We start from the raw sequence: 24,058 nt of genomic DNA on the forward strand, positions 1-24,058 counted from the left end.
GTACGCGTGACCAAAACGTGACCAAATTCCGAAAAAAAGGCCCTGACATAACAAAAAAGACGCTTTTTAGCGTCTTTTGAAATTGGTCACTTGTCTTGGTCTGAGGGCCAAATAGTCTCGATCAACGTGATTTGCTTTTGGAAACTTTTTAAAATCGTTCAGAATTTCATTTGCGGCTTTTCTGACAGACGGTTTTATTCCTTCCATCAAATATCCTTCCATTACGGCTAATTCGGCTTCTCTTACTATATCGTGCATGATTTTAATCCTGGAAATGGTTGATTAAAGGCTCGAAATCTTCTTCAATTTCAATTGTGCGTTCGTCGCTGACGCTGGCAAGAGCTTGAATCGTCTTTGCAGTTTCTTCGCTAAATCCGCGAAGCTGCATTAATCGACTTTCAATTTTCTCTTCATCAAAGATTTTCATTTCTTGCTCTCTGTAATCGGCGGCAGAAATGCCACCTGCTATAAATAACTCGTAGAGGTCTTTAAGTCTTTGGGCAGTGTTCATGATTTGGAATATAGTTAAAAGTTTTTATTTTTTTCCCGGATGACCGTCGAAAATTTTTCCGTATTCGCGGCCGAGGATGTCGTTGAATGCGTTGGCGAGGATCGTCGCTGTATCGAATTCGCCTTTGTAGCAGCCTTTCTGCTTGCGAATTTCAATCGATTCGTTTATTCCCCTGGCTAACCACAAAAGACGCTCCTGGAGCCGATTCTGAATGATTTCTGCGATTTCTTTCCGGACGTCCTGGAAAGCGCTGTTTTCGTCGATGCTTATCAAAGAATGGTTGACAAGGTAGTCCTGGATCCCTTTGAGATCGTTGAATCGGTCGCGGGTGTAGTGCAGCTGTGTTGACGCAAATCCGGCTTCGTCTTTTTGAAGGCTTTCGAGAATGGCATTATAGCTTCTGTTTAGGTGTTCAAAGTGTTCGTTCATTTTCGTCCTTATAGTGGTTTTGTTCGCCGCCTTTGAATCCGGCGATATAGTACGATTGTCGCCAAGTCCCATAAGATCAACCCCTTCTCCGCATACGACGCAATTTCTTCCTATCCTTACCGGGCTTACTTCCTCCAAGGCGATGACCTGCCACGCTCCGCATTTTCCGCAACGGCCATCCTTATTCGTTGGTGTAGGGTCTTGACCGCACTTAGGGCATGGCGTGAATAATTTTACAAACGGCTTTTCGCTCATTTCGCCTCCTTGATTACATTACCACAATGATAACAGCGGTGGCGACAATCACGGCGGCGGCCATGATTCCGAACGCCTTTGCGTCCTGGCGCAGCTCGTACATGATGTGGTCTACATGTTTTTTCATTTCACCTCCGGTGCTTCCGGCAGCGGCAGCCAAAACTTATATTCGTCTACATCATAAAAGACTTCGTCAACATTCCAAGTATAGTCGTACATTAGAGCGCCTACCATTCTAACAAAACCGTCACTAATAAGGACGCTTGCTCCAACGGCAGGAAATCCCTTGCTTACATTGATCCACCTAGTAGCCTCGCGGAGTTCGGCGTTGTTCTTACGCAGCAAGGCGTTATCGTCTTCAAGCTGGGCGATTCTTGCTTTGAGTTCCGATATTTCGTCATACATCGCATTAACTTTTCCCCATGCGATGTCTGTTTGCTTTTGAATTTCCTCGTTCTTGTCCTTGAGCTCCCCGATGGCATCGTCAACATCTTCCTTAATGTAGACTCTAGTGCATGACGTCACTTGCCCATGCTTCGCATTCTTAACGCGTTCATCGTCTATTGCTTCAATGTCTTTAATGTCGTAGTGTTTCAGTTCTACCATTATTTTTCTCCAAACGGGTCGAGGAATTCCTTGGCAAGCCATTTCCCGGTTCTTGCGCGGTGGATGTAGTTTTCTGCCTTCATTAGGTCAAGCTCGATAGGAGTGTCGGCTTTTGCACCAAGACGAGGGGATGGGTACTTTAGGGCTGCAACGACATCGTATGCCGTTTTTGGGGCAACCCCGTTCTTTATGAGCGATTCGGTCATAAATTCGAGATAATCGATAGTTTCGATTTTACCGTCGTAATATTCGCCGGTTGCTGTTTTGTTGTTCGGTTGACTCATTTCCCTCTTGTGTTTTAAAATACTTGTTTATGTTCTCGCATTTTTTACAGAGCCAGCGGTGATGACCGTCAACAGATGTCTGTAAAACCTTCTTCTGTTTATCACAGAGCCAGCATATCCCCAGCTTCATCGGGTTGCCTCCGTTTCAGCCATTTCCTCGTCGATTTCCTTCATGCAACGTTCACAGAATACTCCGAAGCTGTTGTCTGCGGCGGAATACGGGTAGTGACGGACGATTTTAAGACTGCGGCAATGGTTGCATACGCCCTTAAACGGAGACGTTGGGGCTATGATAATGCCTTTGCCTAGACGGCCTCCCTGTTTTGAATGGTCGCGGCGCGTAATGAACATGTAGTCGTCATTCCAGTAAATAAATGTCATAGTTTGTGTCTCAGTGCCTTTTGGTCTTGGCATGCAATATTGTTGCTTAAGGCATATTATTTGTCCTTAGCCATTTTTAATCCAATGAGAAGTCCGCTGCAGAAGTTATACAGGGTTTCTGATCCGAATTCTTTGCGCATTTCGCGCTCTTTTTCGGATTCGGAAACAATGATTGTTCGGCTATCTTTATAAATATTTAATACTCTGGAAAGTTCGTTTTTGAGGCTAAATTCTGGTATTACGGGTCTAGCGAATGAATTAGCCATTGCGTCTATAAACGGATCTTGAATGTGTTCGTTTGAATCTGATTTATGCATTTCAATTCTCCCATGTGATAACGAAATAAATTATGCCAGGTACCGCGCCCCATTCGGGCTTGCCGAAATCGTAGCGGGCTCTTGGATTCTTGAATCTTATCTTTGGCGCGTTCTTGGCGTAACCGTTTCGGAATTCAACAAAGTCGTATCGACGCATCTTTTGAATAGCCAGGTGGTTGACGCCTCCGATGATGTTACCGCCGTAAATCAGGTCGTAAGAGTCTTTTTCCTGATCTTCGGTCTGGCAAATAAGTCGTGACTGATAATAAGGTGTATCGTCGCGGTATTCTTCCGTCTTGATGCCAGCTTTTATTAAATCAAACCATTGCTTTTTAATCGGTAAACAAAGTGTCTTAGGCATTTGCGACGGCCTCCACCAAATACCATACAATTGCGGCGAGAATTGCCATTATTACAAAGACTTTCACGAATGCCTTTATAGCGTTCCAAAGCAGGCTGCAGATGACGATCAAATCAAAGCTGTTGAAAGTTTTGCTCATTGGCCATTCTCCGGGTTACCGGTTGTTTGCAGCGCTTTCGAGCTCTGCAGAGCTGCTGACGCGGTGCTGGAAAAGGTAGTTGTCAAGGTCTGCTTTCAAGAACTTCGGTTCCTTGCCGAAACGGACATGCGGGATTTCCTTGGCGCGGACAAGGTCGCCCAGCTTGCGCGGCTTTACGCCGATATAATCGGCAGCGGCTTTCAGCGTGAACGTTTGCTTTTCGGCCTTTGCGGATTGCGGTGCCTTGAGCTTTGCAAGAAGGCGCTGCTCGAATTCGGAGAACATTTGGGCTAAGTCTCCTTTAGTTGCGAGTTCTACGGTCATGGAGGTCTCCTTTACCAGATCCAAATGATGGTTATGATAGCTGCGAAAAGAACGTCTAGCGTTGACGCTGCGGTCACGGCGATGTCGCGTTCGGTAGGCTTGAGCTTTTCGATGGTGGTATCGTCGCGGGTCCAGGCGAAAATCTGGGTGACGGCGATGAAAACAACGATGATTGCGAGCGGTAAAACTGCGGATTCTGTCATTGTTCCTCCAGTTCGGTTTCGATGATTTCCATCACGCGCATGATTGCGGCTCCGCTTTCGGCGAATTCCTTAAGCGCTTGGTTTTTGCTGCCGATTTTGTAATTGTTCATGGCGCTTGCAATTTTTCCGAAAAGAATGTTTTCGGCATAAACCGGCTGCATCTCACTGCTTTTCATGATGGGAACAATTTTTTCCCAGCTTGTCGCAGTGTTCACGATTTTGTCGCAGAATCGCGGGTCCTTTTCTTCAGATTCCCTGGCGGCATTCAGGAATCTGTCGATGATTTTGAATTTGTGAATGTCGGTCATTGTTTACCTCTTTTTAAATTCGTTGATGTGGCGAATGATTCGTTTAATCTTGTTGTGGAAAAGCTGTTTATCTCGTTGATAGAGTTCTGCGATTCTGATGCATTCCTTTTGACAGATGTCGAGCTTTCGCTTGAGCGCGTCATATTCTGCTTTGGGTACTGTTGCATAGAGCGGTGCGGGGTGGTGGTTGGGTAGAAGGTGCTGTTTATCGATTGCCATAGGTGTTTGAATCTCGGGAAATTGCCGTGGTCGCAGGCGTAGCAGATGAACTTTTTGCCGTCCTCCCTGCAGAACTTCGTGAGCTTGCAGGTCGAACAGATGACGTATTCTTTATACTCCTTATGAAACAACGCCATTTTTCTTTTTCCATTCGTTCAGGATCTTCTTGAATCTTTCCGGAACGTCTTCAGGCTTAACCTTGCCGCTGTTTAAACGAGTGAGCCAGTAAAGCCAAGAATTCAGCTTGCATCCGTATTTTGTTTCAAATTTTTCCTTGTACCTTGCGACATATCCCTTGGCCCGTTCTGGGTGATTTTGGTAGTATTGTCGGCAGCTCTTGCGGTTGTTGGCCTTTCCCTTTTCGGTGTGATAGTAACGGTTGACGGCTTCGCGATTCCTTTTCCTGGTGTTTTCGCTAGTCTTGAATTCGCCAGCTTCGCGGTCCAACTTTTTCGGCATCTGGCGCTCGATAGCCTCGTCTGCAAGCCTGGCCATCTTTTCGCGCAAGAGTTCGTTAAAGCTTTTCTTTTTCGGTCTGCCACGTTTTGCCATGTTGTTCTCCGTTAAAAGTTTGCCCTCCGGCGGCGGTTTTGCTTGTTTACGGTTTAGAAGAAGAAAGTTTTGGGGTTTCACTTTCAGTTTATGCTGCCATCGGGCTAAAGGGTTGCCTGCGCACGGTTGTTATCATAGGGGAGTATTTACCGTTGTGTTGTGGTAAAATGCGGCCGTGCACGGGCTTAAGGTCTATTCGTTTGTTTCGTTGATTTTGGCAAGATGCCTTCTAAACTTATTTCTTGCGATTCCGCGTGGGAAACTGTATTGTTCAGACAGCTCTTTCATTGTTTCTTCCATAGCCAAAGCGATATTATCTATTGGCGTAGAGTCTTCCAGGTTGTACAGGCTTTTTGCGCATGTGGGATTCATTTTATTTTTCTCCTTTTGCAGATTCTTCTTTAAGAACTTTGTCAATCCAATTGGACGCTGCTGCAACTCCGTGAATAAGAATTCCGGTTTGGTCTTTCCCGAGTAAAAAAGGACCGACAGCGTTGAAAACATCTTTTGCGTTTTTAAGACATTCAATAACGTCTTCTTGGTGGTTTGTTGGCAATGGCATGGTTTAGTCCTCGTTTTTGTCTTCGGTGGATTCGTTGTCTTCGGGCTCTTCGATGTGGGTTTCGGTTACTTCCAATCCGCTTTCGTGTTCTTCAGGATCCTTTTCCGGAGCGAAGCGGATTGCGTTGTAGTAATCGGTGTCAGTCGGCATTTCTTCGAGGTTTTCTTCCGGGATGTGTAGCGGAACGAGGCCGACGATCAGGCGGCTGTAAAATGCGAGGTGAAGGCCGGGACGTCCCTTCTTGTTCTTCTTGCCGTAAAGGCGGATTGCAACAGAGTTGCTTGTGTTTTGCTCCATTGCAGTGACTACCTTGTCGATGGCGTTGAGCCCGCTGGGGATAAATACGGCCCCGGTTTCGGACACGTGCTGCAAGCCTTCGGCCTTCGGCAAAATGTTTTCTACGTTCGGATAATCGAAAGTCTGATTCGGATCCAACGTGTCGAGCATTCCCTGGCCGCAATTACTGATGAAGAATTCCTTTTTCTTTGCCGAAATCAAGGCGAAACCGTTGGCGTATTCAATCGCCTGCATGTCTGCATAGAAAGCGAGTTCTTCGATTTCCTTATGTTCCATGTGGCCGTTCAGGTCGAGAATTGCGAGCCGGTGACCGTCACAAGCGTAAGCCAGCTGAGTCTTGAAGCTTACGAAAATTGCGGTGAGTGCAGCGCGGCCGAACTTGACCTTGGCGGTGCATTGTTTGTTCATTGCCTTCAAAGTGTTAGCAAGAATTTCGAATTCAGTTTTTTCTTTAGCCATTTTTAGCTCTCCTTGAGTTCCACATTTTTTCCATTCTTTTCTTTTTGAGTTCTGGGTCGATTGTTTCGTTGATTTGAGTGTTTAGCCTCCCGAGCGCGAGTGCTGCGAGGCATTGCGCACGGTAAAGCGGGTCTTCGGCATAGCGCTTGCGGCTTTGCTCATTCGGCGTCATGCACACCAGGTTTTCGACGTCGAGATTGTACTTGTTGCCGTCCTTGAACGTCACAATCATGCGGCCGTTGATTGGCCCGTGTGCGCGTTCGTAGATCAACCGTGCGAGACTCTCGCGTTTTCCGGTCGTGCATCTCCAGTAGTAACCGGAATCATGCCAGGCGTAGTTCCTACCTTCAAACACTATGGTTTCGTTGCGTTTTGCGACGGAATCTGGGTTCACCTGGATGCCGGCTTTCCTTGCGATATCCATTACCGTGGTGTAGGATATACCGTACATCCTGGCGGTAGCCCGCACCTTACCCGTCTTCTGCAGTTCCCTGATGACGGAGCCCGTGACGTAGGCGGCCTGGGCACGCTGCGCCTTGAAGGACTTCTTCGTGACCGGGCAAAAGCTGATTCCGAGGCGGAATGCCTTGTTGTTGGCGCTGTAAAGCGTCCTTCCTTCCGGAAGGATGTTGTTGCGCAACATGGCGATTTCAGCATCTGTCCACTTGTTAATCATCAGAATTCTCCGCTTGCGCGATTGGAGGGAAGAAGCGTACATCCTTTAGCTTCCAGGCGGACTTTCTGCTCTGCAAGAGCTTCGCGGGTTACCTTCGGTTCGATGTCGCGGAAAGTGGATCCAAAAGCGCTGTCTGTCGGAATCATTCCAGTTGCACGGACGAAGTTCGTGGCTTCGCGGGCCATGTCGGTGATGCCCTTGCCGAGCAAGGCAATGGAATTCGCCTCCTGCGGGGTGATCTTCTTTTCCTTGAGGTCGCGCATGGCTTCGAGCATCATCGAGGTTGCCTGGAACATGGGGGAGCTGGATTTCTCGTTACTCATCATCGTCCTCCTTGTTTTCGGAATCTTCGTTGCTGCTTTGGTTGTTTTCTTCGTTTTTCTTTTCGTGAATGCGCTTGATTTCGTCTTCGACCTCATCGTCTACGGGTTCCGCGTCTTTCGGATTTCCATACGTGATGATGGAGTACATTTTCCTGAGGGTGTCTATTTCGTACATTCTTTTGAGAATGTGTTCGACACTTCCGAGAATGGCGTCGTGGATATCGCAAGGCCTTACTTGGTCGTCAATGTCGGAAAAGCCTATGCATTCATCTATGTTTTTCTTGATTCCCAAAACATCGAATTGCGATTCGTGAATGGTGTCGTCGAGGTCGTAAACGCAGAATAAAAGCAGTGCAATGATGTCGTCCTTATCTCCGTCTTTTTCAATCTTTGCCTTGATAGCTTTGCGGATGCGTGACTTCGTCATGTCTTCTTTGGTGCTTCGGAATTGAAAATCCTTTCTTTCTTTTTCTTCTTCGGCCTTCCGTTCTTCCTCAGTTTCTTCGTGGTAATCGGGCAGGTCGCGCTTGTCGTAATACTTAAGGACTTTTGCAGTCTTGCTGTCAACGATGGCACGCTGATTGATCCCGGATTCCTTAGCTTTTTCAAGTTCTTTTTTTTGCCAACTCTCGATTCTATAATTGTATGCTTCGTCATCGTAAGTAATGTGGCCGTTTTCCATCTTTCCGATTCTAGCATTCATGCCTTCGGCCTGCAATTCCTTAACCTTGCCGTTTGCTGCTGCCCTTGTCTTTTTAGCCCAGCAATTCGGATCCAGACAGTAGGCTTTCGGTTCGTCCTCGAAAAGGTCTTTCTGGCAAGCACTGCACTTTGCACACTTGAGACATTCTTCGTGTGCGAAAGGGGCACGGCTTAAATCCTTGTGGTAACGTTCCAAAACTCCGTCAACAAAGTATTTGTCGGTGCGGTAGCAGCTGGTCATTTCCTTCTTGAAGACGTCATCGGGCAAGTCTGCAAGCCTTGCAGCTGCAGCGAGTTCAATTGTGCCTTCCTTGACTTTATTCAAAACCTTATCGCCGGCGTCCGCGAGCTTCTTGCGTACCAAAACCCAGCGGAGAGTGCGGCCAAACTTGCGGGCGATCTGCTGCACCGTATTCTTCTTGTTTACCAGGTTCTTGACTGCCTTGCATTCTTCGTAAGGCGTCATGTTGATGCGGTTCACGTTTTCGCTCAGGGCGATTTCCGGGGTTTCGTCGTTGCCTTCGATTACGTGGCAGGGAATCTTTTCGATTCCGAGCTTCTGGGCTGCGGCAAAACGGCGGAAGCCTGCGACGATGTGGAATACGCTGGGCATTCCGGGCTGAGGCGTGACGGTAATCGGGTTGATGATGCCGAGAGCCTCGATGCTTGCGACCAGGTCAGAAATATCGTTGACGGCCCTGATGTTGTTGCCGTTCAGGATCTTGTCGGCAGAGATAGTGCGGAAGCTGTAGGAGCGTTCCTTGCCCTGTTTCGGTTTTTCAGGCTTTGCATCCTTGATGCTCGCCGTGATGGTTTTGTTTTCCTTTTTCATTTCGATGCCTTTGGATTGGGGTGAATAGCGTTCGTCGAGCCTTTCGATGAGTTTGTTGTTTTCGTCGATGACTTTCTTGCCAGGGAAATCGATTCCGTTGCGCGTGCAAAAAACTCGGCAAGCCCTGACGGATCTGTTCTGCGGGAGAATGCCCATCTTGATAAACTTGATGTCAATCGTTTTCCAGGGCTTATACATCGGCGGTCAACTCCTCTAAATTCGGTTTTCGACCATCTTGTAAAATGCCCGGAGCCCGCGCATCTGAGCCTTGGCGTCTTCTAGCGCGGTGTGCTTCAGGGTGTTGCCTTCTTCGTTCTTGATGATAGGGAACACGTTCTTGATGGTACGGTAATCGTACTGGTCCCAGAATTTCCAGGGGAATGCAAATCCATAGACGCGCATGAATTCCTGGAGGATGGGGAAATCGAAATCAAGGCCACAACACCATACGCGGAATCCGCTGAACCTGTCGGTGTTAAAATTGTCGTAGAACCACTTTTTAAAGTTGCAAAGACCTTCTTTAGGGTCCACGGTGCCGCCAAAAGCTTCGGTGTATGCGGCGTTGCTTTGCTTGTGCCACCATGCCATCGTGGACGGATCGTCGGTGAATCCTGTTTCGCCCATCTTCTTTTCGTCGAAGCGCACGTAGAATTCTACCTGGTTGCCGTTCTTGTCGAAGCCAAATGCTCCAAGAGTGAGTACTTTGCATCCGGGCTTCTGTCCTGTGGTTTCGATGTCTATCATGAGTTCGTTAATCATTGGTGTAACCTCTATATTCGTTATGCTTGGCCATCGTGAGCTTGATTGCCTTGATGGATTCGTCGATGAGTTTCGTGTGGGAATTGGCAAGAGTGTTGCAGATTTCGGTGACGCTCGGGTGCGGCTTGCCGCTGACATCGATTTTGTAAATCTTGCCGAGCATCTCGGTAACGCTCACCACGTAGGTCCCGAAGCTGGTTGCTCCTTTCAGTCTTGTGACGCTCATTTTTCTTCCTTCTTCCATTCGGGTGGGTATCTTAAATCTTCGGCTCCCTGCTTGTCGGAGGGCTTCAGCCTTGCGTTGAAAATCGGGTTAGGGCAGCGGTGGACATCGTAATTGAATGCCAGGAGTCTGACCATCTTTTTCTTGAAATCGGCGATCTGGCTGATGGTCGCGTCGGGATTGCGACGGCGGATATACCAGAAAAACTCCCTGGTTTTTCCGACCTTGGCACAGAGCATTTCGAGTGCCAGGTTGAAGTTCTGTCGTTTCACAATCTTGTCGGCGTCCATCGTTGGCCTCTTCTATGCCTTCGCCTTGTGGGCTTGCTTGGGCGATACGCGCTGCATCTGGAGCGCGGGGTGGCCATGGTCCCACGCCCAGCAGATAGCGTCGGTGCGAGTCATGATGCCGAGCGGTTCCCATTCGCCACGGTTGTTCTTGAATTCCACGAAATACTTGTTGGCCATATTTCCTCCTTAGAACGGCAAGTCTTCGTCGACTGCGGTGTTTGATTCCGGATTGGTAGCGGCGGCACCTTCCTGTGCAGCCTGGTTCTTGTCGGTGGTACGGTGGCCCGTGAGTTCGATGCCGGTGCAGTTCAGGGCTCCCGTCGTGCGCGGAATGCCGTCGTTGTCGGTCCAGTTGTTGATTTCCCAGCGGCCCGTGACACACACCTTGTCTCCCTTGCCCAGGTGGACCTTGCGGGCGTAATTTGCGGAACCCCAAATGACGACCGGGATCCAGTCGGTGGGGCGGCTGCCGTCTTCGCGCTTGTAGTTGCGATCCACGGCGATGGAAAAACGCACGCGTTCCTTGCCGTTCGGCATGGTAGTGATTTCCGGGTTGTCGCCGAGGCGGCCGACAAAAGTGCATACATTCGTTGACATAAAACTCCTATGCGGTGATTGCGTTAGAAACTTGGTTGATGATTGCCTGGGCCTCGCTCATGACGGCCTTGCGGTCGACTGGAGGGAGTATTTTCTTGCCGGCCTGGATAAGCGGCGCGTAAATTTGCGCGAGCTGCTTGAATGCGGGGAGTCTGCGCAAATCTTCGTCTTCCTTGTACGGGATCCACGAATGCGCAATGCGCTGTTCGCACTGGAAGCCGATGCAGCGCTGCTTCATGCAGAATTCAAGGTCGGCGATGGTGGCAGCGTGCGGCATCATTCCGATGTCTTCGTGGTACTGGTGCGCGTCGGCGAATAGCGACCGCAGCTTGCGGGTGCAGCATGGAATCTTGTCGATGAACATGACGGTCATTGCGAGGTCGGCGTCGTTCAGACGCTCGCCGCGATACTTGAACACGTCTTCCTTGACAAGGAATTCTATGACTTGCATCCTGAGCAGTTTGGAAAACTTGTTTACCTGTTCTTGGGTGTTCATTGAACGTCTCCGTTGTCAAAGATGGAGTGGCTGAAGAATTCGGTGCGTGCGTCAAGGTCCTGCTGCTTGAAGCTCTTGGCGTTCTTTGGTGCGTTCGCATTTTCGAGTCGCTTGGCGGTGAGCTTGTTCTCTTGCACCTTTTGCCAAACCCAGTTGCCCTTGCGGAGCACGGCCGCGTGGTTCTTGTATTTCTTGAGCGCCTTCGGATTGTTTTCGAGGTAGGCGTCAAGGATTTCGATGGCGAGTGCCAAGTCCTGGCCGTAGACTTCGCGCAAGTGGTGCCCCTCGGCGTCGGTAAGCATCACGTGCTTGCAGGTGCCGTAAGGTTTCTTGGCGGTATCTTCGGGGAAAAGGTCGGCAGGGGAATCTGCACCGGGCTGTGGTGCTTTCGTCAACCTTCTTACGGTTGAGCCCGATGCAGACCCTTGGTTTACCAGAGCCTCTCCGGAAGGAGAATCTTGGTGGCTTTGCCGAGCCTCGTCTAAATGTTCCTCGCAGGAAGTAGCTAGATTCCAGGTTAGTCCGTTTCCGGACTTAGTCAGTTCATCCCCGGCCTTACGGGTAGGGGCCTCCTGCGAGGGGTTTGCGCTTATCGTACAGGCACAGGATGTGGTAGCAGTGCCGTTGTTGGTTTCTTGGTCGTTAAGTCTGTTCTTGCGGTTTTGATACATTTTGGCGTTGTGCTCTTGAGCGTCGGTCATTCGTGTCGCGGCAATCCCATATTGTTCTTTGATGAAAAAATCTGTCTTAGGGTCAATGCAGCCCGAACAGCAGTCTATGACGGCCTTGCGCCACCAAGCGCCAAGCTTTGCGTCGGTCATTCCCTGGATTCTTGCTGCCATCGCCTGCATATCGAAGCTCACGAATTGAGCGATTGTGTTACGCCTGCGTGCCATACTGCGACTCCTTGAGCCTGGAGTGCATTTCCTTGAGCGCGTCAATGATTATCGATTTCGTAGATGTTGGTTCTAGATTCTTTTCGCGCTGAACTTTGATCTCGTTAACAATCTTTGTCATTTCAGCCGGTAATCTAGCTTGAATTGTTTCTGCCATTATGAGCCTCTTTCTTTGTATCAAAGAATTTAGTTCTTGATATGAAGAATATAGTATTTGAATGAAAGAAATGCAAGAAGTTTTTTCTTTTTTTTAAAGAATTATTTTTTTTATTTTGTAGAAATGGCTATTTTTGAATATATGAGCGAAACCGAAAACAAATATTTACAGAAAGTAAACCTTGAAACTCTTCAAAAAGAGACTGGTTTAGATATGAAAGGTCTCGCTGATCTTGCTGGAATCGGCCCTAAAGTTGTTTACAAGTGGGCATATCTGCATAAAGACAGTAGCCGTCCAGATTACAACGCCATTGTCCGCCTGCTGCAAAAAGGCGCAACCGTTGAAACCCTCTTCGGCGTGGACTACGCCGCCACCCACAAGCTCGCCCCCGAACCTGTATCGGCGGCTCCGTCTCCGGAATTCATTAAAGCGCACCCTGAACTACTCGAAGGTATGCGCGAACAACTCCTGGAAATGGGATTTGTTTCGAAAGATCAAATCGAGGACCTTATTCGCCAGGCGATTGAACGCAAGTCGGGCGGCAAAGTTTAGATTGTTACTTTTGGCAGCCCGCTGACAAAAATAAATGGTATATTATGGAATCGAACGAAATCTCTTTGCCAATGCCTTTTTTCTTCGACAGGAGAACGACGCCGTCATTGCAGGAAGTTGTCGATTCTCTTCAGGGATTTGATGGGATTGCAAAGAGGTTCCCTAAAATTCTTTCCGCTCTGCTCGACGCGCCAATCAAATCGGTCACGGTTGATGTCAACAAGATTGAAATCGGATCGCTTTACGATGACCTGGTTGTGAAGTTCGGCTTTGGCGGACAAGAGCAAATGGATTTATTCATGAAGGAAATGCACGAGAAGTTTATGAATCACAAAGCAGTACCGTTCATTCTTTTCTTCGCGCTGCTGATTGCTGGCGGCATTATTGCATACAATGTCGTTGCTCCCGACGAAGCGTCTTCGTCTGCAATAATCAATTCAAACAATACGACAATCATAAACATGATATCTGCCGACGTGGGGAAGGATGCCGATGCCGTTCGCGAAATCATAGAGCGTGCGATTCCTCGCTCGGACTCGATTAAACTGGCGAAGGATTCCTACAAGATTTTCAGCGCCTTCGGTGACAGCAATTCTCTCAGGTTTAAGGATTTTGACGCGTATAAACTACCAAAAGATGTCGTAGATACTTTGCCCAGCAGCTTGGACTTTGATTCCGTGCAAGATCTGAAAGATTTTGAAAAAGTCGATGTACAGATTCGTGCGGCAGACCTTGACTCCGTAAAGAGCGGATGGGCTGCGAAAGTCCCGGCCGTGTCAGAACATAGGATCAAGGTAAAGGTCGCTGACGGAGTCGACGTAACCAAGGTGCAGATTGGTGCAAACGTCAAGGCCGATATTACGGTCGTCTACAAGTCAAAGGAAAGCAAGCTGGTTCCTGGATACTGCGTAATCCGCAAAATCCACTGATCTTTTTTTGCTGACGATAAAAGCCCGGATTTATTCCGGGCCTTTTCACATCATCAGAATCTTGCGGATTGCTTCCAGGGCCTCTTCGGCGCTGATGCGGGCGGTAAAGCATTCAAGTAAAACTGCGTATATTCGTCCGATAGTTTTCATGCGTCCCCTGCGAATTCCTAGTGTTTTGGTGTAAATATAATACATTTTGTCAAATAATTAGACATTTTGTCAAATTTTTTATTAAAAAATTAGACATTTTGTCAAATTATGTACTATATTTAGGGCATGGTAAACATTCAAGGATTTATCGACCGCGTCGGAATCGCGGACCACACCGAGCTTGCCGCGAAGCTCGGCACCAAAAAGTCTACGGTGGACTCCTGGTCTGCCGGATCGCGAACTCCGACTTATGACATGTGCGTAAAGATGCTGGAACTCGGCATGACCGTGGAGGAGCTCTTCGGCAAGCCGTACCTGTCGAGCGTAGGCAAGGCCCACGAGGCGCTTGACAGCAAGGTGGAAGACGCACTCAAGCGCATGTTTGCGAAGATTGGAAACTTTTAACTGAAGGAGACCTCTATGGACCACAAGGAATACGAAGCCGCCCTGGAAAAGGGCATGACTATCGCTGCAGACCATTTTGCCGAAACAGAGCTCGCCATCTGCAAGGGCAAACGCCTCGCGCTCGAAAACGTGCTGGACTGGCTCACGGTATGCGTGGCGACCGCACGCAAAGACCTGGAATCGAGCAATGATCCTGCCGGAGTGCTTGCGACGACATTGAATGCCATGGACGCCATGCGTGCCGTCTACGAGAAGAAACTTGCGAGCGATGTGCGCCTGATTTCAAAGTCCGTCGCCGAGAAACCCTAGATGCAGGATAGGCCACTTTTCTGCATCGTGGCGAGTCGCGCCGAGGCTGCCAAGGCTAAGCCCGACCTGGGCAAGTACAGCCCCAAGGAACTCGCCGCCAAGGAAGGCGTCAAACCCAAGACCGTCTACGCCTGGGTGCGCGATGGGCTCCCGGCGCTACGCCACGGGCCCAAGGGCGACATCGAGATTTATTACCAGGATTACGTCCGCTGGATGATCGAGTGCGCCCGCCAGCCCGATTGCAAGGTCAAGGGTGTGCCCGTGTGGGCGTACTGGTTTGTCCGCGCCGAAGGCTGGAAAAGCCCGGTTGTCCGATAATTGTTAAAAATCGTCAAACAAAAGCGTAAATCCATACATTTTGTATGGATTTTTGTTTTTAATTTCAAAATTTTTCTTGTGACTTTTTGGCTAAATTTTGATTATTTTAAATTATTTTTAAAAATTTTTGATTTTTTTTATTTTATTTGACAATCATAGAGAAAAAATTGATATATTTGTAAATGAAACGGAGGTTTTAACTATGGATACGGATTCCTAATGTGAATCAGCCTAGAAGAACTTTTTATCTGAAAGGAGATGTTAATCATGGGAACTGATATGTAATATGGCTACGAAAGCCTTTTCTTTTTTATCCGTATTATTCAGATCTACGCTAGGTGTTATTTGTCAGGCGTCTTCTGTAATTGGACTTATAGTCTTGTTTGTCGACAAACCTTGGGCCGTTTACGTGGCCCTTTCTTTTGTTTGTTTGTCGCTGATTTTGTTTGTTGTTGCGTTTTTGTATTTGGTCTCGAAAAGGGCTGAAAACAAGTATCCTGAAGGATTCAAAAGAATTGCGTCATTTTGTTTTTACAGGACTGAAGATTGTGAAAATATCACTTGCACGACAAAAAGAATTATCCAAAGCAAGAGTCTGTGCTTGTCAGAAATAGAGCATAAGTTTAAATGGACTGGCAGGCGTCTTCCTGAAGTCACGGCGGGAAAACACAAAGTCGTTTCAAAAGTTACTGCAAATAACTCTGGCGATTATGATTTTGACGTTGCAAAAATTAAACTTGCCGAACCGTTGCTTTATGATGAATCGAGTGTCATTTGTGTGAAAACTGTTGTAAATGATTCGGACCAGGTGTCTAAGCCTTTTCTTGGGACAATGGTTGAGCATCCGGTAGGTCATCTTGTTTTTAGCATTCTCCTGGGGTACAAGCCAGACTCCTTTACGGAACCGGCTACTTTGCATCGTAAAAAATTAAAATGCGATTTAGCGGAGTTTGAATTTGTGGAAGAAATTCCTTTTGACACAAAACATAAAAGGTATTACGCGGAATACGAAAATCCCGAAATAGGGTATTTGTATAAGATTGAATGGAAAAGGTGAAAAATATTCAATCTATGCTTTACTGGTCGCCACTTGGCGGCCTTTTCTGTTTGCGGTCGGTTCGGCTACCGATTGTCCGACCACCGCAAGAAAGAAAAAGTATCAAAAAGAAAGAAGTATTATCAAATACTTTATTTTTCTTTATATAAATAAATATTATCCTTTACTATAAGTAATATAGTTAAGAGTCAACCCCCTATTTCAACCAGTTGAAATTTTAAATTTAAAGCTTTGTGTTGCTCGAAAATTGTCGTTTTTGTGTAAAAAGTGAAAGAATTTAAATTTATTTCAACAGGTTTAAATTTTGCAATTGTCAAAAATTGGCGGTGTTGTATTTATGGACGGTGTTTGTGGTGTGCGGGCGACGTCCTTCCTGGTTCGATACCCTGTTAGCAAGGGCCTCGTGAAGCTCATGGCAAATTATATGCATATACGCGCGTTCTGCGGCCATTTTGCATTTGGGCATGGTGCTAGGCGGGCGGGGTAAAAAGAGAACGCTGCGGGCCGCGCTGGGTGCCGCGAGCGAGTGCGTGACGATGGTTTTCCGCGGTTAACTGGTTAATCAAGTGGTCGCGCACGGTAGCGTTTTCGTGGGTTAACGGCCCAAATAACCCCTCGATTGCGTTGGTTCTAGGCCCAAAACTTAACCTTGGTTGACGGTTATCTATCCCGAGCGGTTAATCGTCTGTTTGGTCTTGTACGGAACGGCTTTGCGCTTGGTGAAAACGGCTGTCAGTAGGCGGGTCGGATAGTCTAAAGTTAAGTGGTTAAACTCAAAGTTAAGCGGTTCAGGGCACCCCACCCCGCCCAGGGTACCCCCGTCAAAAAGGGTTGCTAAGCCTGGGCGAGCAAATGGGGTTTTTGGCGACCCACTTTCGCCACAATTTTTTGAGATTTTCGGCTGGGTTAACGGGGTCCTGGGTTGCGCTCGTTTTTTTCTTGTGTCATTGCTTAACCTTTAAGGTTGTCTTTTGGTTAATCTTGGTTTAGAGGTTACAAATGGACTACCAACGCCACCAACATTCATACACGGACGAAGAACTTGAATCAGGGGCCCAGTTCGCCAAACAAATGGGGGTCTCTGGTGCGGCGGTATCAAAGGCGACCGCCAAGGGGCGTCTCGATACCTTCCGGAATTCGCGTGGCGAAAAGTGCTACCACAAGGTAGTCTCTGCGCAGCAGTGGACGCTCAAGAAGAATCGCAGCAAGGTAACAACGCCGACACGCGGGCAAATGGCCGCCGGTTACGACAATATCGATGCCCAGGCGACGGCCCACATTCTCGGTAACGAGAATCCGGTAGCCCCGAAGCCTATTTCGGCACCGGTTCAGGGAATCGATTTCGGATCCGTGATGCAGGAACGCCAAGAATTTGAAGTTTCGAGAGCGGAAAAAGAATTCCATAATGCCAGAGTCGCCAAGTTTAAGGCCGACGAACTGGAAGGTCGCCTTGTCGACAAGCAGACTGTGTTCCTGAAGGCTTACCAGATGGGTGCCATGATTCAGGAAAAGGTCATGAACATGTATGTGCAGCTTGCTCCGAAGATTGTTGGCCATATCCAGGAGCAGCTAAGCATGTCCGGAATCGAAGCTGAAAAGCTCCGCGTGGCCATGAAGGACTCTAACCACGAAATAGGCGAAATCATCCGCAAGGAATCGATTACGGTGCTCAAGGACTTGAGCGGACGTACTCCGGAGAACTTTTTCGACTGATGGCTGAACAGCTGACAGAACCGACTGCCGTTGCGCAGAAATTCGAAAACACGCTGCCTTATACAGGCAACGTGGATTTCTGCCTTGGCGGGTTGATTCAGGGGCTCACGCCGCCCAAAGATCAGACGATTAGCCAGTGGGCTGCAGAAAACCGACTCTTGGCTGGCGAGGCGTCCGCTTCGAAGGGCAAGTGGACTAATGACCGCACGCCTTACCTGGTCGAAATCATGGACATGCTCAGCCCGCAGAGTCCCTGCAGCGATGTGGCCTTTATGAAGGGCTCGCAGATTGGCGGCACCGAGTGCATGATCAACACGGCGCTTTACTACATGCTGCAAAGCCCTTGCCCAATAGGCCTTTATCAGACCACCGACGATGCCGCCGCCGATTTTGAACGCCAGCGCCTTGCTCCGACATTTGCCGCCATGAAGATGGACAAGTATTTCACGGGCGACACTGCCGGCTGCAAAGAGTACCCGGGTGGCATCTTCTTTCTCGGTTCAGGTGGATCCGCTTCGCAGCTTCGCTCGAAGCCACTGCAGGTGGTGCTCTGTGACGAAATATCGGGTTGGCCTCTCGACTGCAACGGCGAAGGTGACCCGTGCGACCTGGTGAAGCGCAGAACGACAAACTTTCCGCGCAGAAAGCGATTCTGGAACTCGACTCCGACCATCAAGGGCAAATGCCGCATTACCAAGAAATTCGAAATTGGCGACCAGCGCTACTACAATGTTCCTTGCCCGCATTGCGGTGAGTTGCACGTGTGGGAATTCAAGAACTTGGTGTGGGACAAGGATGCTGATGGCAATAACTTGCCGTACACCGTGCGCATGAAGTGCCCACATTGCAGTGGTGAATATCAGGAATGGCGAAAGACTGAACTGATGGCGCAGGGGCAGTGGGTGCCCACGAATCCGAATGGAGCTTACCCGAGCTACCATTTGAGCGCTTTCTATAGCCCGCTTGGGTGGTATTCCTGGGAAGAGGCCGTGACGGAGTTCCTGGAAGCAAAGGGTGACCCGCAAAAATTAAAGGTATGGACCAACAACGTCGAGGGACGTGCATGGGATGAAGAAAACCAGGTCCGACACGATTTCTCGGAATTGTTCTTGCGTCGCGAAGAATATGGATGCGAAGTTCCGGATGATGTCGTGATTTTGACTGCTGGCGTAGATACCCAGGATGACCGTTTGGAAGTGGAAATTGTCGGCTGGGGCCGAGGGCTCGAAAGCTGGAGCATTGACTACAGAATTATTCCTGGAGACCCTGACCGCTCGGAAGTGTGGGAAACTCTTGATGAAATCCTTATGGAATCGCATTACGAGAAAATGGACGGTACGCAGCTTTACATCGCGTCGGCTCTTGTGGACTCGGGTGGCCATAAAACTACGTCCGTGTACAAGTATTGCGCAAAGCGTGAATGGCGTCGAATTTATGCCAGTATCGGCGCGCGTGGTCCGAATAGGCCTGTCATCAGTCGCCCGGGATCCACGAAAAAATCCTCTGCAGAGAACGCCAAGCTTATTACCGTTGGCACTGATACTGTCAAGGATTGGTTCTTCAATGTTCTTGCGTACAATAATCCTGGTCCGGGATATTGCCATTTCCCGATGAAAGATGTCTATGATCAGGAACATTTCAAGCAGCTTGCCGAATCGGAAGTGAAAAAATCACACATGAGTCGCGGTTTTCTGACCTATTCTTACGAAAAGGTCAGAGACCGTAACGAGGCTCTTGACTGTAGGGTGTATTCGCGTGCAGCCCTCAATTTGGTTGGCGTCGATGTGGACAAGATGGCTGCTGCTGGTGTCAGTTATACAAGGAATCCGGCCCGAAAAGCGCCGGTTCGTAGAGGTTTTGTTGTCAACCAAGGGATGAAACTATGAGTACAATCAACTGCACTTTGGGAAATCTGGCGAAAACGCTGGAAAAAGAAATCAAAAAGGAAATAAAGCAGGTTCAGTTTGCTGCTGTCGGTGCCCTGAATAGGTGCGCTTTTGATTCCCAAAAGGCCTTGCGCGAGGCTTACCCGAAAGCGTTTCATGTCCGTAACAAGACATTGCCGCGAAAAATTGAGGTAAAAAAGGCGACGAAAGAGAATCCTGTGGCTGTTGTGGCCCTGAACGCTCCGAATACTGAATTTATGGAAATCCATACGACCGGAGGTGTGGCTAAACCGACCAAAAGTAAGAGCATGGCTATTCCGGACAAGTCGATTCAGGAACCTGGAAGAACGGCGACCGGCCACATGAAGCAATCGCTTAAACCGTCAAACTTGCTCAAGTATGCCGACACTCACCAGTCGAAAAAGCGTGGAAAAGTTGCGACACCGCACGCCTTCAAGATGACAACAAAAGGTGGAGAGGTTGTTGTTGCTCGCAGGAATAAGGCTGACCGTTCGAAAATGGATTGGCTGTACCGTGAAGAAAAGGAAGCCAAGATCAAGAAAAGCTGGGATTTTAAGGGGGTGGTCCAAAAAGTGGTTGACCAAAAGATGGAAAAGTATTTTGATGAAAACCTGAAAAAAGCGATGGCGACTGCAAAATAATCAAAAAAAATCTTGTGTCATTTTAGCCCTTTTGCTCTTGCAATAGGGCTATTTTATGTGTATGGCCAAAATTTATCCTGTTGAACTTTGCCAGCGCATGGTTGATAAAGCGCAGGCCGCTCTTGAAAAAGCGATGGATGCGGAAAGCTATTCCATTGGCGGGCGGTCTCTTAACCGTGCAAAGGTTAAGGAATGCCAGGAAGTTCTTGACTTGTGGTTGGGTCGTCTTGCCACGGCGAAAGGTTTGCGTCGTGGCAAGGCGTTCTGCGTTGCGTCTATTCCGCATTAGGGCTTATGGCAAAGAATATTGTAGGTGCTCATGGAATCGCGTGGAAGGGAGCTTCGATTGTAACAGAAGCTCTCCGGGCGTTCTTTGCTCCGAACGGTTCTGCAGACCGCGATATTGCCGCCGACCTCGACATCTTGCGTCGCCGTAGCCGCCAACTTTTCCAGAACAACACTTTCAGCCGGGCAATGATTTCGAGTTTCGACACAAATGTCGTGGGAACTGGAATCAAGGCCCGTCCGGTTTTGATGCGGCCCGAAATGCTCGGGCTCACTAGCGAAGATGCTGAAAATTGGGCCGATAAGACCAAGGTGCTGTTCAATCTTTGGGCGACCGATAAAAAGTGCGATGCCGAAAAGACTAACAATTTCATGCAGCTGCAGGACCTTGCGCTCAAGACTTCGCTTCTGGGCGGAGACTGCTTTGCCTTGTCTTGTTTCGACAAGAGTTTTGAATCTTTCGGCATGAATATCAAGCTGCTGGAAGGTGAACGCTGTCAAAATCCGATTGGCCAAATGAACTGCGATGCCATCGCCGAAGGTATTGAGGTTGACCGGAATCATGCGCCGGTGGCTTACCATTTTACCCAGAAGCCTGTCTGGAGTTTTGACGATTATACGAATTTTGTGGATTCCGTTCGGGTTCCTGCGTTCGATGCGTTTGGCAATCCGAACGTAATCCACGTTTTTACTTCCGACCGTACAGACCAGCGTCGAGGTGTTCCGCTGCTTGCGCCGATTATCTGTCAGCTCAAGCAACAGGAACGTTACCAGGATGCGGAACTCATGGCAGCTGTCATCAGCGCCTGCTTTACGGCCGTGCTCGAAAACAATGTCCCGGACGAAGCGGAAGATCTGTACGGCAATGTCCCTGAAGATGAACGAGTCGAAAAGACCGACAGTTATGGCAATGTTATTCCTGGCGGAGAGCAGTCGGCTCTTGAAATGAAGCCTGGGGCCGTTTGGTCGCTTGCCCAGGGGCAGAAAATTAGCAGCCTGAACCCGCAACGTCCGAATGTCAATTACCAGCCGTTTGTCGAGAGCATTTTTGCCGAAGCTGCTGCCGCATGTGGCGTTAGCTTTGAAGTCGTGCTCCGGAAATTTAATAGCAGCTATAACGCCGTGCGTGCGGCGCTACTTGAAAGCCAAAAGACTTTCAATAAGATGTGCATGAACTTTGTCGCTGATTTTTGCAAGCCGATTTACGAAAAGTGGCTTGCGAATGCGGTTATCCTAGGAATAGTCGATGCGCCGGGCTTTTTCGAAAATCCGATAAAGCGTAAACTGTGGAGTCAGTGCCTTTGGATTGGTGACGCTCCGTTCCTGCTTGATCCGAAGAAGGAGACGGAAGCCATCAAGATGCAGATTGACGAGCAGCTTATTTCTCGTGATATGGCGTGCGCTAAGATTAACGGTGGTGACTACAGGACCGTTGCCGAAGCTCTGTCTTCGGAATACGCTCTGCGTAAGGAACTCAACCTTGGCGAACCTGGTTCTGTATCCAAGACTGAAAATTTCAGCGTGACAAGCGACAATCCCGAGGAATCGGCTTTGCAGTAGGTTTGATAATGAAAAAAGGAATGTTGAATAGAATCTTGAGTGCCCGTTTGGCTATCCGCAAGGAAGATGCGAAATTGTTGGCGTCTTCGGATTTCAAGCCGTTATTTGACGATAATGGAAATTACGAAGGTGTGTGGAAGGCTGACGGCGAACCGAATCAGGTAAACAATATCACGTACCGCGAAGATGGGATTGCCGTGATTCACGTCGATGGTGCACTTTCGTTCCGCTCTGATTTTTTTACGGCTTGGCTTGGCTGGGATACTTACAATAGCATCGAAGCTGCTTTTGAAGAATGCCTTGAAAACGATTCTGTAAAGGGTATCATTTTTGATATCAACAGCCCTGGCGGTGAAGTTAACGGCGTTGCTGATCTTGCCGACAAGATTTTCAACGCTCGCGGTTCGAAACCTTACGGTATTGTTGCCCGTACCGGTGGCATGATGTGTTCTGCGGCCTATTGGATTGGTTCTAGTTGCGAAAAGATTTATACCGCAAGCAACGGAACTCTTGGTTCTATTGGTACGCTGTGTGCGTTTACCAATTTCAAGGATTCCGTTCTTGAAACGACTGTCGTCGTTTCTGACTTGAGCCCGAATAAAGCACCGACTCCGGATGACCCGAAGGGCTTGCAGTTGATTAAAGAAGAATTGAACTCCCTTACCGAAGTGTTCGTTGATGCAGTTGCTCGAAATCGTGGTACTACTGCAGAAGATGTTAAACAGAACTACGGCCAGGGAGGCGTGTTTATCGGTGACAAGGCTGTCGCCGCTAACCTTGCGGACGGCGTTATGTCCCTTGATGACGTCTGCGAAGAAATGAAACGCCAAGGGATCAGTAATGGAGGTGCCGTCATGGCAACTAACGTTAAAGGAGCCGAGGGTGCAGCAAAACCCGAAGCTGTTGATATGGAAGCCGTGAAGGCCCAGGCTGTCGCCGATTACAAGGCCCGCGTCGCTTCTATCGAAGATGTCTTTGCTGGTCTCGATATTACCGGCGAAGAAAAGGCCGGATTCGTCGATGGCGACAAGACTGTTGCCGAGGCGACGACTTTTGCTCTTGCTAAAGCGAAGGAAAAAATCAAGACCCAGGCTGAAGACCTTGTGAAGGTGCGTGCCGAACTTGACGAAGCCAAGAAAAAGCCTTCCGAAGCGAGCGAGAGAGAGCGTGCGATTGATGCGCTTGAAAAGAGTAACGCTGCGCAGAACTCTGTTCAGGGTGGCTCTGATGCGTCCGCTTCCGACGAAACCAAGAAGCATTCCGAATGGGCTGCTGAAGTAAGTAACGAATTTTTCAAAAAGGGGTAAGACATGTCTGAACTCAAATTCGACAATGATATCGCTGGTGAATTTCCGATCCAGCGCGAAACTGTAAAAATCGGGAAGAACCAGAACCTCAAGCGTGGAACCATCCTTGTCGAACACATCGAGAGCGATGGCGCAAAGGCTAAGTATTCCTTCGCCTTGTCTGCGTACACTGCCGCTGCAGACAAGACCGTGACTCTCACAATCGGTGCTGCCGAATATGTTGCAAACATCGGTGCTAGCGACACGACTGTTGCGGCCGTGCTTGGCAAGGTCGTGACCGCTGCAGCCGCAGACACGAAGTTCACCGTGACTGCCGACACTACGAACGGCAAGTTGGTTCTCGAGGCCAAGGCTGTTGGTACCGATTCCACCACCATCACGCTCGAAACGACTGCGACCCTCACCATCGGCAATAAGTCCGAAGATGTCAAGGGTGCAGACGCCGTCGAAGGTGGCTTCTTCCCGATTGCCGACGCAACCGAGGAACCTGTCGGCTACCTTCTCAAGGACATCAAGACCGCTGCTGATGAAGCGGGCTATGCCGATATGGCACGCACCGGCTGCTTTGCCGATGCCGCTGCCATCATCGACGAAAACATCGATGCAAAAACCGTCAAGGACAAGCTTGCCGCACGTTGCCTTTTCTTCAAGGGCGTGGTCGCTGTCAAGGACTAACAACAAAAGGAGTGTAAACAATGCCTGAAGCAATTACTCTCGAAAATCGCCACGAACTGACGAAGCTCCTTGGCGAAAGTTTCAAACCCTCG

General features: G+C 48.8%; 41 protein-coding genes. 13 read left to right on the forward strand and 28 right to left on the reverse strand.

Annotation, left to right across the window (positions count from 1 at the left end; all coding sequences use genetic code 11):
- Window positions 1–66 precede the first annotated feature (66 nt).
- The 28 genes from ACJMNB_RS14095 to ACJMNB_RS14230 all read right to left on the reverse strand — a co-directional run bounded on the left by ACJMNB_RS14095 (window position 67) and on the right by ACJMNB_RS14230 (window position 12,122).
- Window positions 67–258 carry a hypothetical protein gene (locus ACJMNB_RS14095; protein ID WP_405343544.1) on the reverse strand — a complete coding sequence of 64 codons (192 nt, stop codon included), beginning with the start codon at window positions 256–258 and terminating at the stop codon, window positions 67–69.
- 4 nt (window positions 259–262) lie between these two features.
- Complete coding sequence (locus ACJMNB_RS14100) at window positions 263–511, reverse strand: hypothetical protein (RefSeq protein WP_405343546.1); 249 nt, start codon at window positions 509–511, stop codon at window positions 263–265.
- Between the two features lie 24 nt (window positions 512–535).
- On the reverse strand, window positions 536–1,195 hold the full coding sequence (locus tag ACJMNB_RS14105; RefSeq protein ID WP_405343548.1) for a hypothetical protein: 660 nt from the start codon (window positions 1,193–1,195) through the stop codon (window positions 536–538).
- Between the two features lie 123 nt (window positions 1,196–1,318).
- The gene (locus tag ACJMNB_RS14110) at window positions 1,319–1,801 is read right to left on the reverse strand and encodes a hypothetical protein (protein WP_405343550.1); all 483 of its coding nucleotides are present in this window, start codon (window positions 1,799–1,801) and stop codon (window positions 1,319–1,321) included.
- Window positions 1,801–2,085, reverse strand: a complete 285-nt coding sequence (locus ACJMNB_RS14115) for a hypothetical protein (RefSeq protein ID WP_405343552.1) — start codon at window positions 2,083–2,085, stop codon at window positions 1,801–1,803. The genes ACJMNB_RS14110 and ACJMNB_RS14115 overlap by 1 nt, the downstream gene beginning before the upstream one ends.
- Window positions 2,086–2,211: 126 nt before the next feature.
- On the reverse strand, window positions 2,212–2,466 hold the full coding sequence (locus tag ACJMNB_RS14120) for a hypothetical protein (protein WP_405343554.1): 255 nt from the start codon (window positions 2,464–2,466) through the stop codon (window positions 2,212–2,214).
- A 56-nt stretch (window positions 2,467–2,522) separates the two neighbouring features.
- Entirely contained in the window at window positions 2,523–2,783 is a 261-nt protein-coding gene (locus ACJMNB_RS14125; protein WP_405343556.1) for a hypothetical protein, read from the reverse strand.
- 1 nt (window position 2,784) lies between these two features.
- Window positions 2,785–3,144: an ASCH domain-containing protein gene (locus tag ACJMNB_RS14130; RefSeq protein WP_405343558.1), complete on the reverse strand. Its 360-nt coding sequence runs from the start codon at window positions 3,142–3,144 to the stop codon at window positions 2,785–2,787.
- Window positions 3,137–3,283, reverse strand: a complete 147-nt coding sequence (locus ACJMNB_RS14135) for a hypothetical protein (RefSeq protein ID WP_405343560.1) — start codon at window positions 3,281–3,283, stop codon at window positions 3,137–3,139. Before ACJMNB_RS14135 ends, ACJMNB_RS14130 begins: the two co-directional genes overlap by 8 nt.
- A 15-nt stretch (window positions 3,284–3,298) precedes the next feature.
- On the reverse strand, window positions 3,299–3,607 hold the full coding sequence (locus ACJMNB_RS14140; protein WP_405343562.1) for a helix-turn-helix domain-containing protein: 309 nt from the start codon (window positions 3,605–3,607) through the stop codon (window positions 3,299–3,301).
- Window positions 3,608–3,618: 11 nt separating this feature from the next.
- Window positions 3,619–3,810, reverse strand: coding sequence for a hypothetical protein (locus ACJMNB_RS14145; protein ID WP_405343564.1), 192 nt, complete (start codon window positions 3,808–3,810; stop codon window positions 3,619–3,621).
- Window positions 3,807–4,118, reverse strand: coding sequence for a hypothetical protein (locus ACJMNB_RS14150; RefSeq protein ID WP_405343566.1), 312 nt, complete (start codon window positions 4,116–4,118; stop codon window positions 3,807–3,809). The genes ACJMNB_RS14145 and ACJMNB_RS14150 overlap by 4 nt, the downstream gene beginning before the upstream one ends.
- A gap of 3 nt (window positions 4,119–4,121) precedes the next feature.
- A complete protein-coding gene (locus ACJMNB_RS14155) occupies window positions 4,122–4,337 on the reverse strand; it encodes a hypothetical protein (RefSeq protein WP_405343568.1) in 216 nt (71 codons plus the stop codon).
- A 120-nt stretch (window positions 4,338–4,457) separates the two neighbouring features.
- The gene (locus ACJMNB_RS14160) at window positions 4,458–4,889 is read right to left on the reverse strand and encodes a hypothetical protein (RefSeq protein WP_405343569.1); all 432 of its coding nucleotides are present in this window, start codon (window positions 4,887–4,889) and stop codon (window positions 4,458–4,460) included.
- Window positions 4,890–5,081: 192 nt separating this feature from the next.
- Window positions 5,082–5,261, reverse strand: a complete 180-nt coding sequence (locus ACJMNB_RS14165; RefSeq protein ID WP_405343571.1) for a hypothetical protein — start codon at window positions 5,259–5,261, stop codon at window positions 5,082–5,084.
- Between the two features lies 1 nt (window position 5,262).
- A complete protein-coding gene (locus tag ACJMNB_RS14170) occupies window positions 5,263–5,451 on the reverse strand; it encodes a hypothetical protein (RefSeq protein WP_405343573.1) in 189 nt (62 codons plus the stop codon).
- A 3-nt stretch (window positions 5,452–5,454) separates the two neighbouring features.
- Window positions 5,455–6,207, reverse strand: coding sequence for a hypothetical protein (locus tag ACJMNB_RS14175; RefSeq protein ID WP_405343575.1), 753 nt, complete (start codon window positions 6,205–6,207; stop codon window positions 5,455–5,457).
- Complete coding sequence (locus tag ACJMNB_RS14180; protein ID WP_405343577.1) at window positions 6,200–6,883, reverse strand: HNH endonuclease signature motif containing protein; 684 nt, start codon at window positions 6,881–6,883, stop codon at window positions 6,200–6,202. Before ACJMNB_RS14180 ends, ACJMNB_RS14175 begins: the two co-directional genes overlap by 8 nt.
- Window positions 6,883–7,206 carry a hypothetical protein gene (locus ACJMNB_RS14185; RefSeq protein ID WP_405343579.1) on the reverse strand — a complete coding sequence of 108 codons (324 nt, stop codon included), beginning with the start codon at window positions 7,204–7,206 and terminating at the stop codon, window positions 6,883–6,885. Before ACJMNB_RS14185 ends, ACJMNB_RS14180 begins: the two co-directional genes overlap by 1 nt.
- Complete coding sequence (locus ACJMNB_RS14190) at window positions 7,199–8,938, reverse strand: ParB/RepB/Spo0J family partition protein (protein WP_405343581.1); 1,740 nt, start codon at window positions 8,936–8,938, stop codon at window positions 7,199–7,201. The genes ACJMNB_RS14185 and ACJMNB_RS14190 overlap by 8 nt, the downstream gene beginning before the upstream one ends.
- Window positions 8,939–8,953: 15 nt before the next feature.
- A complete protein-coding gene (locus ACJMNB_RS14195) occupies window positions 8,954–9,499 on the reverse strand; it encodes a 3'-5' exonuclease (RefSeq protein ID WP_405343584.1) in 546 nt (181 codons plus the stop codon).
- Entirely contained in the window at window positions 9,492–9,725 is a 234-nt protein-coding gene (locus ACJMNB_RS14200) for a hypothetical protein (protein ID WP_405343586.1), read from the reverse strand. Before ACJMNB_RS14200 ends, ACJMNB_RS14195 begins: the two co-directional genes overlap by 8 nt.
- Complete coding sequence (locus ACJMNB_RS14205) at window positions 9,722–10,012, reverse strand: hypothetical protein (RefSeq protein ID WP_405343588.1); 291 nt, start codon at window positions 10,010–10,012, stop codon at window positions 9,722–9,724. Before ACJMNB_RS14205 ends, ACJMNB_RS14200 begins: the two co-directional genes overlap by 4 nt.
- 12 nt (window positions 10,013–10,024) lie before the next feature.
- A complete protein-coding gene (locus ACJMNB_RS14210; protein ID WP_405343590.1) occupies window positions 10,025–10,189 on the reverse strand; it encodes a hypothetical protein in 165 nt (54 codons plus the stop codon).
- Between the two features lie 9 nt (window positions 10,190–10,198).
- A complete protein-coding gene (locus tag ACJMNB_RS14215) occupies window positions 10,199–10,609 on the reverse strand; it encodes a single-stranded DNA-binding protein (protein ID WP_405343592.1) in 411 nt (136 codons plus the stop codon).
- A gap of 7 nt (window positions 10,610–10,616) precedes the next feature.
- Window positions 10,617–11,105: a hypothetical protein gene (locus ACJMNB_RS14220; protein WP_405343594.1), complete on the reverse strand. Its 489-nt coding sequence runs from the start codon at window positions 11,103–11,105 to the stop codon at window positions 10,617–10,619.
- The gene (locus ACJMNB_RS14225; protein WP_405343596.1) at window positions 11,102–12,001 is read right to left on the reverse strand and encodes a hypothetical protein; all 900 of its coding nucleotides are present in this window, start codon (window positions 11,999–12,001) and stop codon (window positions 11,102–11,104) included. Before ACJMNB_RS14225 ends, ACJMNB_RS14220 begins: the two co-directional genes overlap by 4 nt.
- A complete protein-coding gene (locus tag ACJMNB_RS14230) occupies window positions 11,985–12,122 on the reverse strand; it encodes a hypothetical protein (protein ID WP_405343598.1) in 138 nt (45 codons plus the stop codon). Before ACJMNB_RS14230 ends, ACJMNB_RS14225 begins: the two co-directional genes overlap by 17 nt.
- A gap of 159 nt (window positions 12,123–12,281) precedes the next feature.
- On the opposite strand from ACJMNB_RS14230, the gene ACJMNB_RS14235 reads away from it, so the two are divergent.
- The 13 genes from ACJMNB_RS14235 to ACJMNB_RS14295 all read left to right on the forward strand — a co-directional run bounded on the left by ACJMNB_RS14235 (window position 12,282) and on the right by ACJMNB_RS14295 (window position 23,966).
- Complete coding sequence (locus tag ACJMNB_RS14235) at window positions 12,282–12,710, forward strand: hypothetical protein (protein ID WP_405343600.1); 429 nt, start codon at window positions 12,282–12,284, stop codon at window positions 12,708–12,710.
- 44 nt (window positions 12,711–12,754) lie between these two features.
- A complete protein-coding gene (locus ACJMNB_RS14240; protein WP_405343602.1) occupies window positions 12,755–13,639 on the forward strand; it encodes a hypothetical protein in 885 nt (294 codons plus the stop codon).
- A gap of 276 nt (window positions 13,640–13,915) precedes the next feature.
- Window positions 13,916–14,194 carry a helix-turn-helix transcriptional regulator gene (locus ACJMNB_RS14245; RefSeq protein ID WP_173475490.1) on the forward strand — a complete coding sequence of 93 codons (279 nt, stop codon included), beginning with the start codon at window positions 13,916–13,918 and terminating at the stop codon, window positions 14,192–14,194.
- A gap of 15 nt (window positions 14,195–14,209) precedes the next feature.
- On the forward strand, window positions 14,210–14,503 hold the full coding sequence (locus ACJMNB_RS14250) for a hypothetical protein (RefSeq protein WP_405343604.1): 294 nt from the start codon (window positions 14,210–14,212) through the stop codon (window positions 14,501–14,503).
- A complete protein-coding gene (locus tag ACJMNB_RS14255; protein ID WP_405343607.1) occupies window positions 14,504–14,821 on the forward strand; it encodes a hypothetical protein in 318 nt (105 codons plus the stop codon). It begins immediately after the preceding gene.
- Window positions 14,822–15,107: 286 nt separating this feature from the next.
- Window positions 15,108–15,878 (forward strand): hypothetical protein, encoded by a 771-nt coding sequence (locus tag ACJMNB_RS14260; protein WP_405343609.1) that lies wholly within the window; start codon window positions 15,108–15,110, stop codon window positions 15,876–15,878.
- Between the two features lie 999 nt (window positions 15,879–16,877).
- Window positions 16,878–17,591 (forward strand): hypothetical protein, encoded by a 714-nt coding sequence (locus ACJMNB_RS14265; RefSeq protein ID WP_405343612.1) that lies wholly within the window; start codon window positions 16,878–16,880, stop codon window positions 17,589–17,591.
- Window positions 17,591–19,477 (forward strand): phage terminase large subunit family protein, encoded by a 1,887-nt coding sequence (locus tag ACJMNB_RS14270; protein WP_405343615.1) that lies wholly within the window; start codon window positions 17,591–17,593, stop codon window positions 19,475–19,477. Before ACJMNB_RS14265 ends, ACJMNB_RS14270 begins: the two co-directional genes overlap by 1 nt.
- The gene (locus ACJMNB_RS14275) at window positions 19,474–20,139 is read left to right on the forward strand and encodes a hypothetical protein (protein WP_405343617.1); all 666 of its coding nucleotides are present in this window, start codon (window positions 19,474–19,476) and stop codon (window positions 20,137–20,139) included. Before ACJMNB_RS14270 ends, ACJMNB_RS14275 begins: the two co-directional genes overlap by 4 nt.
- A 61-nt stretch (window positions 20,140–20,200) precedes the next feature.
- Entirely contained in the window at window positions 20,201–20,428 is a 228-nt protein-coding gene (locus ACJMNB_RS14280; RefSeq protein WP_405343619.1) for a hypothetical protein, read from the forward strand.
- Between the two features lie 5 nt (window positions 20,429–20,433).
- The gene (locus tag ACJMNB_RS14285; protein WP_405343621.1) at window positions 20,434–21,984 is read left to right on the forward strand and encodes a phage portal protein; all 1,551 of its coding nucleotides are present in this window, start codon (window positions 20,434–20,436) and stop codon (window positions 21,982–21,984) included.
- A gap of 8 nt (window positions 21,985–21,992) precedes the next feature.
- Window positions 21,993–23,291: a S49 family peptidase gene (locus ACJMNB_RS14290; RefSeq protein WP_405343623.1), complete on the forward strand. Its 1,299-nt coding sequence runs from the start codon at window positions 21,993–21,995 to the stop codon at window positions 23,289–23,291.
- 3 nt (window positions 23,292–23,294) lie between these two features.
- The gene (locus ACJMNB_RS14295; RefSeq protein ID WP_405343625.1) at window positions 23,295–23,966 is read left to right on the forward strand and encodes a hypothetical protein; all 672 of its coding nucleotides are present in this window, start codon (window positions 23,295–23,297) and stop codon (window positions 23,964–23,966) included.
- The last annotated feature ends 92 nt before the right edge of the window (window positions 23,967–24,058 follow it).

Origin of the sequence: Fibrobacter sp. (assembly GCF_045131395.1) — a bacterium.
In the GTDB taxonomy this organism is placed as follows: domain Bacteria; phylum Fibrobacterota; class Fibrobacteria; order Fibrobacterales; family Fibrobacteraceae; genus Fibrobacter.

Coding starts and splice junctions, on each gene's coding strand:
- ACJMNB_RS14285 (WP_405343621.1), top strand. CDS start 20,434: ATGGCAAAGAATATTGTAGGTGCTCATGGAATCGCGTGGAAGGGAGCT.
- ACJMNB_RS14095 (WP_405343544.1), bottom strand. CDS start 258: ATGCACGATATAGTAAGAGAAGCCGAATTAGCCGTAATGGAAGGATAT.
- ACJMNB_RS14155 (WP_405343568.1), bottom strand. CDS start 4,337: ATGGCAATCGATAAACAGCACCTTCTACCCAACCACCACCCCGCACCG.
- ACJMNB_RS14185 (WP_405343579.1), bottom strand. CDS start 7,206: ATGAGTAACGAGAAATCCAGCTCCCCCATGTTCCAGGCAACCTCGATG.
- ACJMNB_RS14220 (WP_405343594.1), bottom strand. CDS start 11,105: ATGAACACCCAAGAACAGGTAAACAAGTTTTCCAAACTGCTCAGGATG.
- ACJMNB_RS14265 (WP_405343612.1), top strand. CDS start 16,878: ATGGACTACCAACGCCACCAACATTCATACACGGACGAAGAACTTGAA.
- ACJMNB_RS14190 (WP_405343581.1), bottom strand. CDS start 8,938: ATGTATAAGCCCTGGAAAACGATTGACATCAAGTTTATCAAGATGGGC.
- ACJMNB_RS14245 (WP_173475490.1), top strand. CDS start 13,916: ATGGTAAACATTCAAGGATTTATCGACCGCGTCGGAATCGCGGACCAC.
- ACJMNB_RS14125 (WP_405343556.1), bottom strand. CDS start 2,783: ATGCATAAATCAGATTCAAACGAACACATTCAAGATCCGTTTATAGAC.
- ACJMNB_RS14150 (WP_405343566.1), bottom strand. CDS start 4,118: ATGACCGACATTCACAAATTCAAAATCATCGACAGATTCCTGAATGCC.
- ACJMNB_RS14235 (WP_405343600.1), top strand. CDS start 12,282: ATGGCTATTTTTGAATATATGAGCGAAACCGAAAACAAATATTTACAG.
- ACJMNB_RS14295 (WP_405343625.1), top strand. CDS start 23,295: ATGTCTGAACTCAAATTCGACAATGATATCGCTGGTGAATTTCCGATC.
- ACJMNB_RS14130 (WP_405343558.1), bottom strand. CDS start 3,144: ATGCCTAAGACACTTTGTTTACCGATTAAAAAGCAATGGTTTGATTTA.
- ACJMNB_RS14100 (WP_405343546.1), bottom strand. CDS start 511: ATGAACACTGCCCAAAGACTTAAAGACCTCTACGAGTTATTTATAGCA.
- ACJMNB_RS14145 (WP_405343564.1), bottom strand. CDS start 3,810: ATGACAGAATCCGCAGTTTTACCGCTCGCAATCATCGTTGTTTTCATC.
- ACJMNB_RS14250 (WP_405343604.1), top strand. CDS start 14,210: ATGGACCACAAGGAATACGAAGCCGCCCTGGAAAAGGGCATGACTATC.
- ACJMNB_RS14170 (WP_405343573.1), bottom strand. CDS start 5,451: ATGCCATTGCCAACAAACCACCAAGAAGACGTTATTGAATGTCTTAAA.
- ACJMNB_RS14175 (WP_405343575.1), bottom strand. CDS start 6,207: ATGGCTAAAGAAAAAACTGAATTCGAAATTCTTGCTAACACTTTGAAG.
- ACJMNB_RS14210 (WP_405343590.1), bottom strand. CDS start 10,189: ATGGCCAACAAGTATTTCGTGGAATTCAAGAACAACCGTGGCGAATGG.
- ACJMNB_RS14280 (WP_405343619.1), top strand. CDS start 20,201: ATGGCCAAAATTTATCCTGTTGAACTTTGCCAGCGCATGGTTGATAAA.
- ACJMNB_RS14115 (WP_405343552.1), bottom strand. CDS start 2,085: ATGAGTCAACCGAACAACAAAACAGCAACCGGCGAATATTACGACGGT.
- ACJMNB_RS14195 (WP_405343584.1), bottom strand. CDS start 9,499: ATGATTAACGAACTCATGATAGACATCGAAACCACAGGACAGAAGCCC.
- ACJMNB_RS14230 (WP_405343598.1), bottom strand. CDS start 12,122: ATGACAAAGATTGTTAACGAGATCAAAGTTCAGCGCGAAAAGAATCTA.
- ACJMNB_RS14200 (WP_405343586.1), bottom strand. CDS start 9,725: ATGAGCGTCACAAGACTGAAAGGAGCAACCAGCTTCGGGACCTACGTG.
- ACJMNB_RS14275 (WP_405343617.1), top strand. CDS start 19,474: ATGAGTACAATCAACTGCACTTTGGGAAATCTGGCGAAAACGCTGGAA.
- ACJMNB_RS14165 (WP_405343571.1), bottom strand. CDS start 5,261: ATGAATCCCACATGCGCAAAAAGCCTGTACAACCTGGAAGACTCTACG.
- ACJMNB_RS14270 (WP_405343615.1), top strand. CDS start 17,591: ATGGCTGAACAGCTGACAGAACCGACTGCCGTTGCGCAGAAATTCGAA.
- ACJMNB_RS14160 (WP_405343569.1), bottom strand. CDS start 4,889: ATGGCAAAACGTGGCAGACCGAAAAAGAAAAGCTTTAACGAACTCTTG.
- ACJMNB_RS14110 (WP_405343550.1), bottom strand. CDS start 1,801: ATGGTAGAACTGAAACACTACGACATTAAAGACATTGAAGCAATAGAC.
- ACJMNB_RS14140 (WP_405343562.1), bottom strand. CDS start 3,607: ATGACCGTAGAACTCGCAACTAAAGGAGACTTAGCCCAAATGTTCTCC.
- ACJMNB_RS14205 (WP_405343588.1), bottom strand. CDS start 10,012: ATGGACGCCGACAAGATTGTGAAACGACAGAACTTCAACCTGGCACTC.
- ACJMNB_RS14240 (WP_405343602.1), top strand. CDS start 12,755: ATGGAATCGAACGAAATCTCTTTGCCAATGCCTTTTTTCTTCGACAGG.
- ACJMNB_RS14290 (WP_405343623.1), top strand. CDS start 21,993: ATGAAAAAAGGAATGTTGAATAGAATCTTGAGTGCCCGTTTGGCTATC.
- ACJMNB_RS14120 (WP_405343554.1), bottom strand. CDS start 2,466: ATGACATTTATTTACTGGAATGACGACTACATGTTCATTACGCGCCGC.
- ACJMNB_RS14215 (WP_405343592.1), bottom strand. CDS start 10,609: ATGTCAACGAATGTATGCACTTTTGTCGGCCGCCTCGGCGACAACCCG.
- ACJMNB_RS14105 (WP_405343548.1), bottom strand. CDS start 1,195: ATGAGCGAAAAGCCGTTTGTAAAATTATTCACGCCATGCCCTAAGTGC.
- ACJMNB_RS14255 (WP_405343607.1), top strand. CDS start 14,504: ATGCAGGATAGGCCACTTTTCTGCATCGTGGCGAGTCGCGCCGAGGCT.
- ACJMNB_RS14225 (WP_405343596.1), bottom strand. CDS start 12,001: ATGGCACGCAGGCGTAACACAATCGCTCAATTCGTGAGCTTCGATATG.
- ACJMNB_RS14260 (WP_405343609.1), top strand. CDS start 15,108: ATGGCTACGAAAGCCTTTTCTTTTTTATCCGTATTATTCAGATCTACG.
- ACJMNB_RS14135 (WP_405343560.1), bottom strand. CDS start 3,283: ATGAGCAAAACTTTCAACAGCTTTGATTTGATCGTCATCTGCAGCCTG.
- ACJMNB_RS14180 (WP_405343577.1), bottom strand. CDS start 6,883: ATGATTAACAAGTGGACAGATGCTGAAATCGCCATGTTGCGCAACAAC.